This is a genomic window from Candidatus Enterococcus testudinis, assembly GCF_002140915.1.
Taxonomy (GTDB): Bacteria; Bacillota; Bacilli; order Lactobacillales; family Enterococcaceae; genus Enterococcus_D; species Enterococcus_D testudinis.
On record NZ_NGKU01000001.1, the window covers coordinates 2010445 to 2025446 of the forward strand.

General features: G+C 41.2%; 18 protein-coding genes and 1 other annotated feature. Of the genes, 4 read left to right on the forward strand and 14 right to left on the reverse strand.

Features of this window, described 5'->3' with window-relative positions:
• From A5886_RS09665 to rplK, 6 genes are all read right to left on the reverse strand, one after another.
• On the reverse strand, positions 1 to 762 hold the full coding sequence (locus A5886_RS09665) for a response regulator transcription factor (RefSeq protein WP_086274906.1): 762 nt from the start codon (positions 760 to 762) through the stop codon (positions 1 to 3).
• Positions 763 to 978: 216 nt separating this feature from the next.
• Positions 979 to 1125: a hypothetical protein gene (locus A5886_RS15860; RefSeq protein WP_179190019.1), complete on the reverse strand. Its 147-nt coding sequence runs from the start codon at positions 1123 to 1125 to the stop codon at positions 979 to 981.
• A gap of 200 nt (positions 1126 to 1325) precedes the next feature.
• Positions 1326 to 1697, reverse strand: coding sequence for a 50S ribosomal protein L7/L12 (rplL, locus tag A5886_RS09670; protein WP_086274907.1), 372 nt, complete (start codon positions 1695 to 1697; stop codon positions 1326 to 1328).
• Positions 1698 to 1758: 61 nt separating this feature from the next.
• On the reverse strand, positions 1759 to 2259 hold the full coding sequence (gene rplJ / locus A5886_RS09675; protein ID WP_086274908.1) for a 50S ribosomal protein L10: 501 nt from the start codon (positions 2257 to 2259) through the stop codon (positions 1759 to 1761).
• 49 nt (positions 2260 to 2308) lie between these two features.
• Positions 2309 to 2435, reverse strand: a sequence feature (ribosomal protein L10 leader region).
• A gap of 64 nt (positions 2436 to 2499) precedes the next feature.
• Entirely contained in the window at positions 2500 to 3189 is a 690-nt protein-coding gene (gene rplA, locus A5886_RS09680; RefSeq protein WP_086274909.1) for a 50S ribosomal protein L1, read from the reverse strand.
• 103 nt (positions 3190 to 3292) lie between these two features.
• Complete coding sequence (rplK, locus tag A5886_RS09685) at positions 3293 to 3715, reverse strand: 50S ribosomal protein L11 (RefSeq protein ID WP_086274910.1); 423 nt, start codon at positions 3713 to 3715, stop codon at positions 3293 to 3295.
• 300 nt (positions 3716 to 4015) lie between these two features.
• Between rplK and sdaAB the strand changes: the two genes are divergently transcribed.
• Together sdaAB and sdaAA are read left to right on the forward strand one after the other, a co-directional pair.
• The gene (gene sdaAB / locus A5886_RS09690) at positions 4016 to 4681 is read left to right on the forward strand and encodes an L-serine ammonia-lyase, iron-sulfur-dependent subunit beta (RefSeq protein WP_086274911.1); all 666 of its coding nucleotides are present in this window, start codon (positions 4016 to 4018) and stop codon (positions 4679 to 4681) included.
• Between the two features lie 12 nt (positions 4682 to 4693).
• The gene (sdaAA, locus tag A5886_RS09695; RefSeq protein WP_086274912.1) at positions 4694 to 5572 is read left to right on the forward strand and encodes an L-serine ammonia-lyase, iron-sulfur-dependent, subunit alpha; all 879 of its coding nucleotides are present in this window, start codon (positions 4694 to 4696) and stop codon (positions 5570 to 5572) included.
• A 77-nt stretch (positions 5573 to 5649) separates the two neighbouring features.
• Here sdaAA and A5886_RS09700 read toward each other — a convergent pair whose 3' ends face one another.
• The 4 genes from A5886_RS09700 to rpmG all read right to left on the reverse strand — a co-directional run bounded on the left by A5886_RS09700 (position 5650) and on the right by rpmG (position 8213).
• Complete coding sequence (locus A5886_RS09700) at positions 5650 to 7089, reverse strand: DUF1576 domain-containing protein (RefSeq protein ID WP_086274913.1); 1440 nt, start codon at positions 7087 to 7089, stop codon at positions 5650 to 5652.
• A gap of 125 nt (positions 7090 to 7214) precedes the next feature.
• Positions 7215 to 7757, reverse strand: coding sequence for a transcription termination/antitermination protein NusG (gene nusG / locus A5886_RS09705; RefSeq protein WP_086274915.1), 543 nt, complete (start codon positions 7755 to 7757; stop codon positions 7215 to 7217).
• 120 nt (positions 7758 to 7877) lie between these two features.
• Positions 7878 to 8048 carry a preprotein translocase subunit SecE gene (secE, locus tag A5886_RS09710; RefSeq protein WP_086274917.1) on the reverse strand — a complete coding sequence of 57 codons (171 nt, stop codon included), beginning with the start codon at positions 8046 to 8048 and terminating at the stop codon, positions 7878 to 7880.
• 12 nt (positions 8049 to 8060) lie between these two features.
• Positions 8061 to 8213, reverse strand: a complete 153-nt coding sequence (gene rpmG, locus A5886_RS09715; protein WP_086274919.1) for a 50S ribosomal protein L33 — start codon at positions 8211 to 8213, stop codon at positions 8061 to 8063.
• Between the two features lie 157 nt (positions 8214 to 8370).
• Here rpmG and cbpA point away from each other — a divergent pair, with 157 nt between their 5' ends.
• Positions 8371 to 9009 carry a cyclic di-AMP binding protein CbpA gene (gene cbpA, locus A5886_RS09720; protein WP_086274921.1) on the forward strand — a complete coding sequence of 213 codons (639 nt, stop codon included), beginning with the start codon at positions 8371 to 8373 and terminating at the stop codon, positions 9007 to 9009.
• 76 nt (positions 9010 to 9085) lie between these two features.
• Here cbpA and A5886_RS09725 read toward each other — a convergent pair whose 3' ends face one another.
• Positions 9086 to 9595: a QueT transporter family protein gene (locus A5886_RS09725; RefSeq protein WP_086274923.1), complete on the reverse strand. Its 510-nt coding sequence runs from the start codon at positions 9593 to 9595 to the stop codon at positions 9086 to 9088.
• Positions 9596 to 10409: 814 nt separating this feature from the next.
• On the opposite strand from A5886_RS09725, the gene A5886_RS09730 reads away from it, so the two are divergent.
• Positions 10410 to 11381, forward strand: a complete 972-nt coding sequence (locus A5886_RS09730; protein ID WP_086274925.1) for a diacylglycerol/lipid kinase family protein — start codon at positions 10410 to 10412, stop codon at positions 11379 to 11381.
• A 56-nt stretch (positions 11382 to 11437) separates the two neighbouring features.
• Here the strand turns inward: A5886_RS09730 and A5886_RS09735 are convergent, their stop codons facing one another.
• The 3 genes from A5886_RS09735 to A5886_RS09745 all read right to left on the reverse strand — a co-directional run bounded on the left by A5886_RS09735 (position 11438) and on the right by A5886_RS09745 (position 14994).
• Positions 11438 to 11665: a cold-shock protein gene (locus A5886_RS09735; protein WP_086274926.1), complete on the reverse strand. Its 228-nt coding sequence runs from the start codon at positions 11663 to 11665 to the stop codon at positions 11438 to 11440.
• Positions 11666 to 11754: 89 nt separating this feature from the next.
• A complete protein-coding gene (recD2, locus tag A5886_RS09740; RefSeq protein ID WP_086274928.1) occupies positions 11755 to 14322 on the reverse strand; it encodes an SF1B family DNA helicase RecD2 in 2568 nt (855 codons plus the stop codon).
• A gap of 18 nt (positions 14323 to 14340) precedes the next feature.
• Entirely contained in the window at positions 14341 to 14994 is a 654-nt protein-coding gene (locus A5886_RS09745; protein ID WP_086274929.1) for a histidine phosphatase family protein, read from the reverse strand.
• Positions 14995 to 15002: the final 8 nt, after the last annotated feature.

Here is a 15002-nt window from a genome sequence, read left to right on the forward strand (position 1 = left end):
CTATTCAACAATTGAACATTCATTCCTGTGATGAAATGCATGCGTCAATACACGCTTTCCCCTTTTAGAAATCAAACATTTCTGGCCATTGGCTAATGTGACGATTGCTTGTTGATAATCGATTTCCCGAATATAGGCAGCATTGACCAAATAGGAACGGTGAATAAGCAAAAAATCGCTTCCCATTGTTTTTGAAATTTCTGACAATTTACCACGAAATTCATAGTGTTGATCTTTCGTATGCAGACGTAAATAATGGGCGCGCTCCGATGTTTCGATAAAGTAGCTTTCGTCTTTTGGTACGTGGATTTTTCTCTGATCAACCTTGATCGTATATTTAACCTGCTCCACCACTTCTTTGGCATGTCGTTGTTCGATTGCGCATAGACAGGCTTTGAGTTGTTGCTTGAACAATTGAGAGTCATCTTCCGTCAAATAACCAAAAGGCTGTAACTGGTATTGCTCCGTTTCATATGCTGTATCTTGGCGGCGCTTGATGAAAATCAGACAAGCATATGGATTCTTAGAACGAATTGTTTGGACGAGGTGGCGTTTATCCAATAATGAATTTCCTAGGCAATAATCGAGGAAATAAATGCCAGATCGATCGCAGCTTTGACGATGATCGATTATTTGCTTCAGCTGATCAATCAGGTAAATAGCACCAACTGAGAGATGGTTCTCATCGATGATATCTACAAGTATTTGATAAAAGGAAGATTGGTTTTCTTTGTTTTTACGATATATATAAATAGGCCGCATAACTCCTCCTGACAATCATGTTACAAAAAAGTATAGCATCCCTTCAAATGGGAAACTAGTCCCAAATTCGAATAAAACCATTTTTTATCCAATATATCATAAATAGCATATTATATTTAAAAAAATAGTGTTAAATCTTTTGAACCTCAAAAGATTTAACACTAGCTATTGTCACTATTGAAAGTTGGATAGTAAAAAGAGATGTTTCTAGAGTATTTACTTTTTTGTTCTTTGATTGCTGCGCTGGTTACTTTTCTTAACTGCTTTCGCCGCCACAACACTTGATAATACGCCATCGCCCATAACTTTGCTTGTTTCTTTTTTGGCGACTTTATACTTCACAGCTGATTTCAGTATGCTCATTCATCTCCGCCTCCTTGTATTCATTCAAATACTACAGGAAAAGTTGGAATTTTTCATGAAATTTGAAGTATTTTAATCAAAACATCGGCTTGCTTCATTGACCAACAAAAAAAGATCCAGCGAAATGAATTCTCTCACTAGACCAACTCAAAAAAAAGCGCCAAACCCTTTCATACAAAAGGATTTGACACTAAGAAAAATTATTTAACTGTTACTGAAGCGCCAACTTCTTCTAAAGCTGCTTTCAATGCTTCAGCATCTTCTTTAGAGATGCCTTCTTTAACAGCTGAAGGAGCGCCGTCAACTACTGCTTTTGCTTCTTTCAAGCCTAAGCCAGTTGCTTCACGAACTGCTTTGATAACTTTCACTTTTTGATCGCCAGCTGCAGTTAATTCTACAGTGAATTCAGTTTGTTCTTCAGCAGCAGCGCCGTCGCCAGCTCCACCAGCTGCAGCTACAGGAGCTGCTGCAGATACGCCAAATTCTTCTTCGATAGCTTTAATTAAATCGTTTAATTCTAAGATTGTCGCGCCTTTTAGCTCTTCGACAATGTTTTCAATGTTCAATGCCATTTTGTTTTCCTCCATTTAGTTAAATAGTATGTTTTTTTAATAGATGATGATCATGCGGCAATTAAGCTGCATCTTCTTCTTTTTCTGCCACTGCTTTGACAGCGTAAGCCACGTTGCGGATAGGTGCTTGTAGCACAGATAGCAACATAGAAAGAAGTCCTTCGCGGTTTGGCAATTTTGCCAATGCAACGATTTCTTCAACAGAAGAAACTTTGCCTTCGATGATACCGCCTTTGATTTCTAAAGCTTTAGCATCTTTTGCGAAATCATTAATGATTTTTGCAGGTGCAACAACGTCTTCGTTACTGAATGCTACGGCTGTTGGGCCAGTGAATACTTCATCTAAACCTTCAAGACCAGCTTTTTCAGCAGCACGTGAAAGAATAGAATTTTTGATAACTTTCATTTCAACGTTTGCATCACGCAATTGTTTACGTAAACGTGTTACTTCATCAACAGTTAATCCACGGTAGTCAACAACGACTACTGATGCGGCTGCAGAGAACTTTTCACTTACTTCATCAACGATGACGGATTTTTTAGCGATAGCTGCTTCACTCATTTATATTTCACCTCCTGATTTTGATGGAAGAGTTTCTTATGATTTGAAAACAAAACATAAAAAAACCCTATGCCACCGTAGACATAGAGGGACTATTGAATACTCTCAATAAACGTCCTCGGTAGGAAATTAAGACTGACGTCACCTACTGTCTTCGGTACAGTTAAACTTTTAACCTTGACTACCTTACCATAGATAAGGCAGTCAAGTCAATAAAAGTTTGTAAATTATTTATTCAAATTAGAAAGAAGCTTGTTCAACGTGGATCCCAGGACCAAAAGTAGTCGTTACAGAGATATTTCTCATGTATTGACCTTTCGCTGCTGAAGGTTTAGCTTTCAACAATGTGTCATGGATCGTTTTGAAGTTTTCGATCAATTTAGCATCTTCAAATGATACTTTACCGATTGGTACGTGGATGTTACCAGCTTTGTCAACACGGTAAGTAACTTTACCAGCTTTTACTTCGTTCACAGCTTTTGTTACGTCCATTGTTACTGTACCAGTTTTAGGGTTAGGCATTAAACCTTTAGGGCCTAATACACGACCTAATTTACCAACAGTAGCCATCATATCTGGCGTTGCCACAACAACGTCAAAATCGAACCAGCCACCTTGGATTTTTTGGACCATATCGTCGTCACCAACGAAATCAGCACCAGCTGCTTCAGCTTCTTTGGCTTTATCGCCTTTAGCAAAAACTAAAACAGTTTGTGTTTTACCAGTACCGTTTGGTAATACAACAGCACCACGGATTTGTTGATCCGCTTTTTTAGGGTCTACGTTTAATTTGTAAGCAACTTCAACCGTTGCGTCGAATTTTGCAATGTTTGTTTCTTTTGCCAATGCTACAGCTTCTTCAACTGAATAAGCTTTTGTAGCGTCAACTTTTTTCAATGCATCTTGCATTTTTTTGCTTTTTTTAGCCATTTTGTTTCCTCCTTGATGTGGTTATAACGGTAGAACCTCCCACGTGTCCCATATTTTTCAATATAGAGCCGACTGAGAAGCTACTTTCTTAGGACTGTAAAAATTATTCTACAGTGATTCCCATGCTTCGTGCAGTTCCTTCAACCATGCGCATTGCTGCTTCAACATCAGCTGCGTTTAGGTCTTCCATTTTCAATTCAGCGATTTCTTTGATTTGATCGCGTGAAACTTTTGCAACTTTTGTTTTGTTTGGTTCGCCTGAACCTTTTTCAATGTTTGCTGCTTTTTTCAATAATACTGCTGCTGGTGGTGTTTTTGTAACGAAAGTGAATGAACGGTCTTCGTATACAGAGATCACTACAGGAATGATCAAACCAACTTGTTCAGCTGTACGTGCATTGAATTCTTTTGTGAATCCCATGATATTCACACCTGCTTGACCTAACGCAGGACCTACTGGCGGAGCTGGTGTTGCTTTACCTGCAGGGATTTGCAATTTAACGATTTTTTCTACTTTTTTTGCCACGAGACATACCTCCTTGAGTCCGTGATGTGGTGTATTGGAGATCCAAATTTCTCCTCCCACTAGTGTTTCATGTGCACACACAAATAACATGTGACGAACGCACACTGGAATATTATAGCATCTTTAAAGATAATTTCAAGCATTTATTCTTTTTTTCTACTATTCGCCTATCGATATCACACGAATGGTCAGAAAGATAAATTTTTTTTTGCATTTTGACGCCCTTTACTTGTTCTCTCATTTTTCTGTGCTACACTACTACTGAATTATCTTTGAATCATGAGTCCTGAGGTGAAAAAAATGGAACAATTAAAATACCGCAGTGTATTTGATATTATTGGTCCGATCATGGTTGGTCCCAGCAGTTCCCATACCGCTGGTGCTGCACGTATCGGAAAAATCGTTCGCAGTATTTTTGGTGAAAAACCGGATACTGTTGATATCTTATTGTATGAATCATTTGCTAAGACCTATCGTGGTCATGGCACTGATATCGCCCTAGTTGGCGGTTTGCTGGGGATGGATCCAGACGATGCGCGTTTGGCCGACTCATTGAAACTGGCTTATGAAGAAGACATTGAAGTCCTGTTCGTACCGAAGAAAGAAAAAGCGGAACATCCGAACATGGTCAAAATGATTTTGACGAAAGGTGATCATACGCTTTCTGTGACTGGGATTTCTATCGGCGGCGGGAATATTCAAATCTCTGAATTAAATGGGTTTAAAATTTCGTTGACCTTAGGGACACCAACATACGTTATCGTCCACCAAGATGTACCTGGGATGATTGCCAAAGTGACAAATCTTTTGTCTGATGCCGCAATCAATATTGGCACAATGACCGTTACCAGAGAATCTGTTGGCGACAAAGCGATCATGATCATTGAAGTTGACCAACGTAATGACCAGTTGGCGCAACAGATCAAAGTCCTGCCTCATGTATTTAGCGCGGCATATTTTGATTAAAGGAGCAAAGACATGTTTTATTCAATAGAGGAACTCGTTACCCAAAGCAAGAATTATTCATCTGTCGCTGACATGATGATTGCCATTGAAATGGAAAATACTGGACGCAGCCATGACCAAATCGTTGCGTTGATGGACAAGAATTTGACTGTCATGGAACAATCTGTTGCTGAGGGTGTGGCTGGTGTCACATCTGTCACCGGCTTAACTGGTGGAGATGCGACGAAGATGAACGACTACATCGCTGCAGGTGACTTTCTAAGCGGCGATACGATTTTACAAGCCGTTCAAAATGCGATTGCGGTCAATGAAGTCAACGCCAAAATGGGCCTGATCTGTGCCACACCGACAGCTGGTAGTGCTGGTGTTGTCTCAGGCGTGTTAATGGCTGTCAGAGACCGCTTAAACATGACCCGAAAAGCACAAATCGATTTTCTATTTACAGCTGGCGCCTTCGGGTTAGTTATCGCCAACAACGCTTCGATCTCCGGTGCTGAAGGCGGCTGTCAGGCAGAGATTGGATCCGCCAGCGCCATGGCTGCTGCTGCACTGGTTTGTGCCAAGCATGGTTCTGCGCATCAAGCGGCGCAAGCCGTTGCCATCACCTTGAAAAATATGATGGGCTTGATTTGCGATCCGGTTGCTGGACTCGTGGAAGTCCCTTGCGTGAAACGAAATGCCCTTGGTTCATCCCAAGCCTTCATTTCTGCCGATATGGCATTGGCGGGTATCGAGAGTGTCATTCCGCCAGATGAAGTTGTTATGGCGATGTACCAAGTCGGTCGTCAAATGCCAAGTATCTTTAAAGAAACTGCTGAAGGCGGCCTAGCCATGACCCCGACAGCGCAACGATTGCAAGCAGAGATTTTGGCAAGCAATCAAGAAAAATAAAGAACCACACAAAACGCCGACAAAACAGTTGCTACTGCTTTGTTGGTTTTTTGTGTAGCTCTTTCACAAATAGTTGGTCATTTTCTTGACAGTGAATAGCCAGTGATTTGTTTTGTCTCCGGCTGAGGTGCTTCCCTACTCATCAAGTCCTGATCGATAGTGATACCTACATTATCGATCAGCTCATCTTCCAGTTTCTTCAGCCCTTTTTTGCGCTTCAGCTGCTTTGTTAAGTCTAAAAGTGGAATGATCATCATCGCCACCAGTCCTCCAGAAAAACCATTGTTGTATAGATTCAAACCGCCATGAAGCACATCGATATTCAAGACCATCGAGGTATGGATGAATCCTACAATCAAACCACCTTTCCAACCATACGCATTGGTGATGGCACAAAGCATCATAGCAAAAATAGCTGCCGTAACAGTGACAGTTTCATTGATGGCATAAATATTTAAAGCATTCGCAAGCGTGACACCTAACAATAAAGGCACTGAGTTAAAGACATGGGCACCACATGCAGAAAAACCGATCACGCAAAATATCGCTCCCAAAACTGGTCCATTCACGACCGCGCCGATAGTCATTACATAGCCTGCCAACAAGAGGGTCATCAAGCCCATATTGATCATCGTATTATAGACACCGGTGTCTCTTAATATATCCAACTCGATTTTCCCGCTATGAGACCAGACTGCCCGCAGATTCAGGCGGTGCCTTTTAGATGCCATACGTAGACCATACCCGCTGATCAGCAACCCAAAAACGACCAGCAATACAATCAGTTCCGGCTGTTGCTCCGTTGAAACAATGCCCCTGAGATCAATCTGCAGACCAAACATTCGGCAAATCCCCGCCACCATCGTACACAACATGCCAGAAGTAAAGCCTGCACTATACAAGCTGACTCGTTTGAATAAAGATTGAAAATGCAACGCCAAAGGAACCATGATAAAGCCAATCACGATACCGATCAAATACCCCACACTCAATCCAACGATCGGTGAAAGCCGTTGATTAAAGGCAAAGAAACTAACCACAGGCGACACAGAAGAACCATATAATGCAATCAGCAAAAATTTCTTCAATGGCTCATTCATCAAATAGGAATACAAACGTACCCCAAGAAAAATCGGAATAAAATTCAATAGATTTTTACCAAACAATCCGTATCCTGTCACCATAAAAATTGCCGACACTGCACCGCCGGTCATCGGCACGCGGTAATGATAACAGATAAAGATGGCGATAAAGGTCATCAGACTGCTGTTGAACAGTGCTGTCCCCACAGAAGTCAATTCGATATAATCCGTCACCAAATGACTTTCTGAAAAAAGTATTCGTTGCATCTCAGTCAGCAAATGACTGGGTTCCAGCAAAATGAGGGCTGCCGATAACAAAAACAGATTAAATAAAAACAATAGACGGTAGCCATTATGAACAGAGATCGTTCCTTTTTCCGGAAAATGCAGATCATCCCGAAACTTTTTCTTTAATATACTAACTAAATTTGACATAGGACCCCTTCCTCTTTTAAAGCGCTTACTCACGATGTACAAAAAAGTGGGCCAACGAATTGGTCCACTATTTATCTTATCTTTAGTTTACTGTATTTTGAACTGTGATGCCAGTCTGATAAAAATTAAATTTTATCCACTTGTTCAAAATCAAGTTCAGTACTGGTTTCCCGACCAAACATATCGATGTTGACTTTTAATTTTTCTCTTTCTTCATCGATTTCAGTCACTTGCCCTTCAAGACCCGAAAAAGCACCTTCGATAATTTTGACTGTTTCGCCGAGTGCCACTTCAAGTTCAACTGTCCGCGTACTCATACCGATGGAGCGTAAGATTGAATTGATTTCTTCTTGCAATAAAGGCGCGGGTTTGCTGCCGGCACCGTGAGAGCCAACGAAACCTGTTACACCAGGTGTATTTCTGACAACATACCAAGAATCATCTGTCATCACCATTTCAACTAATACATAACCAGGAAATGTTTTGTGGACGATTTCTTTGGTTTTGCCATTTTTTTCTTCTGTTTCTACTTCTTCAGGTACGACAACACGGAAAATATAATCTCCCATGCCCATACTTTGCGCCCGTGATTCGATATTGGCTTTTACTTTATTTTCATAACCAGAATATGTGTGTAAGACGTACCAATTTTTTTCAAAAGATTCCATTTTTTTCGGACTCCCCATCTTTTTTGTAAAATAAAAAAACCTCAGCCAGACCGAAGTTTTTCCTCAAAGCGATTATACCACGTATCCGTGTGTATGACTAGCATAAACAAGAAGACTTGTTTATTTCAAGATCCAGTTGAAAACTGTTTGAATCAACGTGTCCATGACAAAGAACATTACCGCAAAAATCAACGTTGTTTGAATCACAACAAAAGTATCTCTACGCAGTTGTTTTTTTGAAGGCCAAGAAACATTCTTCATTTCTTCGATCACATTTTTCAAAAATTTCATCAAGTTCCCTCCTTACTTGGTTTCACGATGCAAAGTGTATTGGTTGCAATACTTGCAAAACTTATTGATTTCAAGGCGTTCGCCTTTTTTACCTTCGCTGATTGATTTTGAGTAGTTGCGGGATCCGCAGACAGAACAAGCCAAAGCTGCTTTTTTTGTTGCCATCTCAGTGTCCTCCCCCTTTTTAGATAGTTTTCCAACATTAAAAATACCATTTTTTCAAGAATGTGTCAATTTAAGATTTCGTTGTGCAAAAATATAGTTTTCAACGATTTTATGGTATGATAAAGTGGTGAAATGGTTATATGGGAGGGGAAAACTGATGTTATTAAAAACTATGGTCTATAAAAAACGGGACTTGACCACCGTCAAAGAAACAGCCACTTTAGAAGAAGCCTTAGCGATCTTAGAAGAATCAGGGTATCGTTGTGTACCGATCCTTGATGAATCCGGTAAAATTTTTAGAGGAAATATCTACAAAATGCATATTTACCGCCACAAAGCCAATGGTGGCGATATGACTTTACCTGTTACGTATCTATTGAAAAATGCAACGAAATTCATTTATGTCAATTCTTCATTTTTCAATGTTTTCTTTACCATCAAAGAATTACCGTATATTGCCGTATTGGATGAAAACAATCAATTTTATGGTATATTGACCCACAGTTCTTTATTAAATATGTTGGCGCAATCTTGGAGCGTGGAACAAGGCAGTTATGTATTGACCATTGCCTCTACTGGCCAACAAGGCGACTTAGCAGTTATTTCGAAAATTATTGCCAAGTACAGCAGTATCGCAAGTTGTATCACTTTAGATATCGGCAAAGATGAATTTATCCGTCGGACATTGATCACCTTGCCTGCTCGGACATCAAAAGAATTATGTGATAAGATCGTCCATCAATTAGAAGTCAAAAACTTCAAAGTAGTTGAGATCGAAGACTTGAACGCAGAATAAAAAACAGCTCCTGCTTGAATGTGCAGGAGCTGTTTTGTCATTTTTTGAGAACCATCCAAGCAAAAAACGACCCATCTTAAAAGCGTTTGTCGAAACCGACCGCTTTATTCACAATATACATCAGTGGTGCTGTCAATGTCATAATGATCAATTCGCTTAACGCTGTCGTACCAAAGGTGACCCAAAAAGGCAAACCTAAGACCATGTTCAGCATGATGGCAACCAAGAACATACTAGCTGAAAAGACAATCGTATTAAACGCCAATCGCATATAGACATTCGGTACTTTATGATAGATCAAAGCTGTTGCGCCAAGTGCCAAGAAAGAACCTGCTCCACCAAACAATGCATCGATCACACCTAACCCAAAAAACAAATTATAGACGACCACGCCACCGACGACTCCCCACATCAATTTGCGGTTAAAGACGACCACATGATTCAATCCTTCCGAAATACGAAATTGGATTGCACCAGAAGCAAATGGCGACACGACGATCGATAAAGCAATATACACTGCCATAATCAATCCGTTTGCTACGATCACACGTAGCCGTTGATTGCTGAAACTCGTTGATTTTTCCATAAAAACCCTACTTTCTCCAAGTTTTGATTACGCGGGATGGTTGATGAACCGCGTTGTGATGAACAGGTACCTATTATACAGGATAATGCTGATTTATCAAGGGTCAATGAAATCAAATAAAACTCTTTTAAAACAAAATGAGTAAGAACAAGTAATTAAAAAGAGAGAAGTCTTTCACGCTTCAACAAAAAAAAGACAATCGTAGACGCTAAACGATCGTCTTTGCCTATCGCACCATTGGGCCTGATTCATAAAAGCAACCAGACGACTCCACTCCAAAAAACAACGAGGGAAAATAAGATGATCCGCCATATTTGATACGATTTCAATTCGATTTTTCTCATGTGTCATCGCTCCTTACCAATACTTTACAGCAGAAATAAGGCAAAAATGCGAAAGAAGGCTTAAGTTTTGTATAAATAAAGTAGATTTTAAAAATATATTAAGACTATACCATTGTTTTGTAAACGATTGCATTTTCTTGTTTTTCTGCTATACTATAAGTGTAAGGAGCAGGGATTCCCAGTAAAGCAGACGATGTAGGTTCTGCAAGAAAAGAATTGTTGTCAACTTCAAAATAAAGCACAAAGGATGTGGGAATTTGGGTTACTCCTTACTAATTGAATAGGATTCGACGAAATGTATTGAACCTTATGATCAGAGTGGACATTAGAACCTTAGCGATCATAACTGGCACGTTCGTCGAATCTATTTTTTTGTCTTTTTTTAAGCGAACTTCCCTATCCACACTTTAATTGAAACATGCTATAATAGACCGCATTGAACGTAAACTAGAAAATTGGGGATATCAAGCATGAAATATTATTATCACGTGATCGTCAACCCTGCTTCAGGCAGTGGACGCGGTGAAAAAGTAGCAACACGTATCAAAAACATTTTAGATAAGCATCATTTTCCTTATCAATTTTATTATACAAATCAAGCTGGTGAGGAGCGGTTGCAAACCAGAAAACTATTGCAAGAAACGTTGTTGCCTTGGGATGAGGCCTATTTAGAAAATAGTGATATGCTCTATCCCCTATTAGTGGTTATCGGCGGAGACGGTACATTGCACCAAGTGGTGACTGAAGTTCAAGAAAGCGACGGTCAACACATTCCTATCGCCTATATTCCTGCTGGCTCTGGCAATGATTTCGCCCGAAGTCTTGATTTCCCAAAAGAACCGGAAAAAGTCTTTTGGCAAATCGCTGGTTCCTCTCGACCGCAAGAATTAACAGTTATCCACTATCATGAGCAGATTCAAGAAGAGACCGGGGTTGCCATCAACAATGTGGGAATCGGTTTGGACGCTGCCATTGTTTATGCAGCCAATCATTCCGCCGCAAAATCTAATCTCAATAAATTCAATATGGGGTCTTTCTCCTATATCGCAGCCATTGTAAATGTCCTTTTTCGTCAGAAAGGTTTTCCCATTTTGGTAGAATGCAATGGCCAACAGCTCAGTTTTTCAAAAGCCTTTTTATGTACAACCACCAATCATCCGTATTTTGGCGGTGGTGTCGCGATTGCACCAACTGCCACGATCAAAGACAACAAGCTCGATTTTGTCTTAGTAGAACGAGTTGCCATGTATAAGATTTTTTGGTTGATCTTATTGTTGACTCGCAAGAAACATATGAAGTCTCGCTATTTCCATCATTTATCGACGGCAAAATTGCGGATCGTCTCTACCATACCGCAACATGGACAAGAAGACGGTGAAGAAATGGGTGAGCGGCCATTTGATTTAACGTTGACCACGGCCAAACAGTTGTTTTGGTGCTAATAAAAAAGGTGTATCATTTTTAAATGATATACCTTTTTTGTTACCTATATGCTCGCCTATGGATTGCCCGGATTTCCTGGATTGATCGGATTGTTGGGCGTATTAGGTGGGATGATCGGTGCCTTATCTAAAGTTTTCTCTAGTTTAGACTCCCCTTGTCCATCAGCTCCCGCGTCCGGACTTTCATCTAATTTCAATTCTTTTTCCATTTCATCTAACTTTTTGAAGTCATTCGTTGATTCTTTTGCTAATTTCGCTAATTTATCTTCTGTATCTTTTGCCATAAAACAACGCCTCCTTTTGATTTTAGCTTAACATATCTTCGCTAAAAGACAAAAGAAAGCGCTCACTTGGCTGTGCTTTGTTTGATGATTCAATTGTTTACCATAAAATCATACGGCGTTGTCTCCCCCATCCCAATCATGGGATCTACCGTTTGATTGGTAACCATCGCCGGTGTCAACGGCCCAGCTTCTAGCGTTTCTTCAACTATATCAGCAGCGGGTGCTTTGATAACTTCTTTCGCCAACGTATCTGAAAACAAATCAATCGACTGACTGCTGGAATCTTCGGTCTGTTTTGGTGCTTTTGGATCGGTCGCCGCCTTCTTTTTCACCGGATCGGTGGCTTCTGCTGGATCATTGAAAGGTGTATCTGCTTCTTCAAATTGCGCAAGTTTCGCCCGCTGCAAGGACGTCATTTGTTCAGTCCCATTGATGCGTTCCTTCAATGTTGTCAAACGAACAGCTGATTCATTGGCCACACAGGTTTGATAGGCTTGCGGTTCACCTAGCAAAATCAGCATCTCTTTGCTCCGCGTCACAGCTGTATAGAGCAAGTTGCGTTGCAGCATTCGCTGATATTGATGGACCATCGGCATGATCACCATTTGAAACTCGCTACCTTGCGATTTATGGATCGAACAACAATAAGACAGCGTAATCTTGTTCCACTCATTGCGTTTGTATGTCACTTCGTTGGCGTCAAACTGAATCGTCAATTCATCGATTTTGTCCTCTGATTGCTTGGCAAGAGTGATACCGACGATTTGCCCCATATCACCATTGAATACATTGTCTTCCGGTGAGTTGACCAGTTGCAAGACTTTGTCGCCAATCCGATAAACAGTATCATTAAAAGCCACTTCTTTTTTTGTACCATCATTGGGATTGAAAATTTCTTGCATCATTTTGTTCAACGCATCGATTCCGGCAGCACCACGGTACATCGGTGCCAACACTTGGATATCTTGTGGCGTGAAGCCTTTGTCTTTGGCTCTTTTGACGATTTGGGCGATCAATGGTTCGATTTTGTATGCATCACAAGCGAAAAAGGAGCGATCTTTTTGGTTTGTGGTAAAATCGGCGGGTAATTGACCATTTTTGATCGCGTGGGCCAATGGAATAATACTCGATCCGTCCCCTTGCCGATAGATTTCTGTCAGCTCTTGTTGCGGAATCGCATCGATTGCCAACAGATCATGAAGAACTTGACCAGGCCCTACGGAAGGCAGCTGATCTTTATCTCCAACAAAAATCACTTGCATATTGGTAGGAATCGATTTGAATAACGTGTTCGCCAACCACGTATCGACCATTGACATTTCATCTACGATCAGTAAGCCGCCTTCTAATTCTTTGGCGCTGACACTAGGTGCTTTCTCCCGGCCATTCAATCCCAGCAAGCGATGGATCGTACCACTCGGCAATCCTGTGGTTTCATTCATACGTTTGGCAGCCCGTCCCGTCGGTGCGGCCAATAAAATTGGAAAGGTTTCGTCACTATATTTAGAAGGTTCCAAATCAAGATCATTCAACGATGCAAATAATTGCACGATACCATTGATGACAGTAGTCTTCCCGGTTCCGGGTCCCCCAGTCAAAATAAACAGTGGCGAACGTATCGCTTCTTTGATGGCTTCTTCTTGAGAGGCACCGTAAGTAATACCTAGCTGTTTTTCGATTTTGCGGATCGTTTTGCTGATTGTTTTTTCTGGATATTTGATTTCTTTCTTGCGGGCCAATAAGCGCTCAATAGAATTGGCGATCCCCCACTCTGCGAAATACAGACTGTTCTCATACAGTTTGGTTTCTTCTTGCTGGATCTTGCCTTCTTCCACCAATTCAATGATCACATTGGCCAAACGTTCTGGGTCGATCTCAACTGGCCGACTGGTTTCCAACAAACGCAATGTTTGTTCCAACAAATCTTGCGCATCACTGTAAGTATCACCGCTTTGCAACGCTTGTGCAAATATTTGGTGCAAGATTGCTGCCCTGAACCGTTGCGGCGCATGGGCTTCGATCCCTAATTGCTCAGCGATGCCATCAGCACGCTTAAAGCCGATTCCTTCGATATCCTCTACGAGCTGATAAGGATTTTCTTCAATAATCGACAACGCTTCATTGCGATAGGCTTGATAAATCGCAAATGACAATTGACTACCAAACCCATAACGATTCAAGCCGACGATCACTTGATCCATGCCATGATTTTGACGGATCGTGTCGACGATCATCTGTTGTTTGCTGTCATTCAACCCATGGATCTGCCCCAATAAGGTCGGTTCTTCTAAAATGCGATCAATGGCCGTTTCCCCCAAGAGATCGACGATTTTTTCTGCCGTCTTCTTACCGATCCCCGGAAATTTCTCACTGGAGAGATAATTGATCAATCCTTGTTCTGAAGTCGGCTGTTCCTGTTGATAGCTCTCTGCTTTTAATTGGACGCCATATTTGGGATGATTGACCAACTCTCCAAAAAAGCGATACTTTTCTTCTTCTTGGATTTCGCCGAAACTACCTGTCACAACGATTTCACTTTCTTTGTAATCAGCGTTGTTCTCCGTCACTTTGACCAACAACACTTTGTAAAAATTACTCGGGTTTTGAAAAAAGATGGCGGCAACATGGCCGACAAAAAAAAGTCTTTCTGGAATCATGGTGCCGCTCCTTCCTACTTATAATAAGGCGTCTAAACCTGCTTGGTCAGCTAAAAAACTGGCATCATTCCATTGTGTCAGGCTATAGGGTCTTTGGATGTTGTCCCCTGTATCTAAGATACTTAGGCTGTTGTTGACCAGCCCCCCTTGCTCTCTCAACTGGGCCAGCGTTTTGCCGGCCAACCATTGGATCGCTGCCGTCATTGACGCACCATGGCCGACGAATAGCAATGGACCTTGATGTTGTATGACTGCATTGACAACCACTTTTTCGATCCGTGCCAAAGCCGCTTCGATTGGTTCGCCATGAAATACGCTGGGATCGTATTGATCCAAATGGTTTCGTAATCGATCCAATTCATCTGGATATTTGGCATGCATCTCATCAATCGATTGCCCTTCTAAGTCACCTAAGCCAAGTTCGCGCAAATCATCGGTATAGACGATTTCCACAGGATGGGCTAACCGAGCTTGAATGCCTTGGGCCGTTTTCATCGCTCTCAAGGACGTGCTGGCATAGATTTTTTCAAAGGGTATGTCAGCAATATGGTTGCCTAGTAATTCAATTTCTTGATAGCTTTGTGGCAATAACGGCGAATCTCCTAGCATTCCTTGAAAACGTCTTGCTTGATTCCATTCCGTTTTTCCATGCCGTGTAAAATATAATTGCATGCAAGATT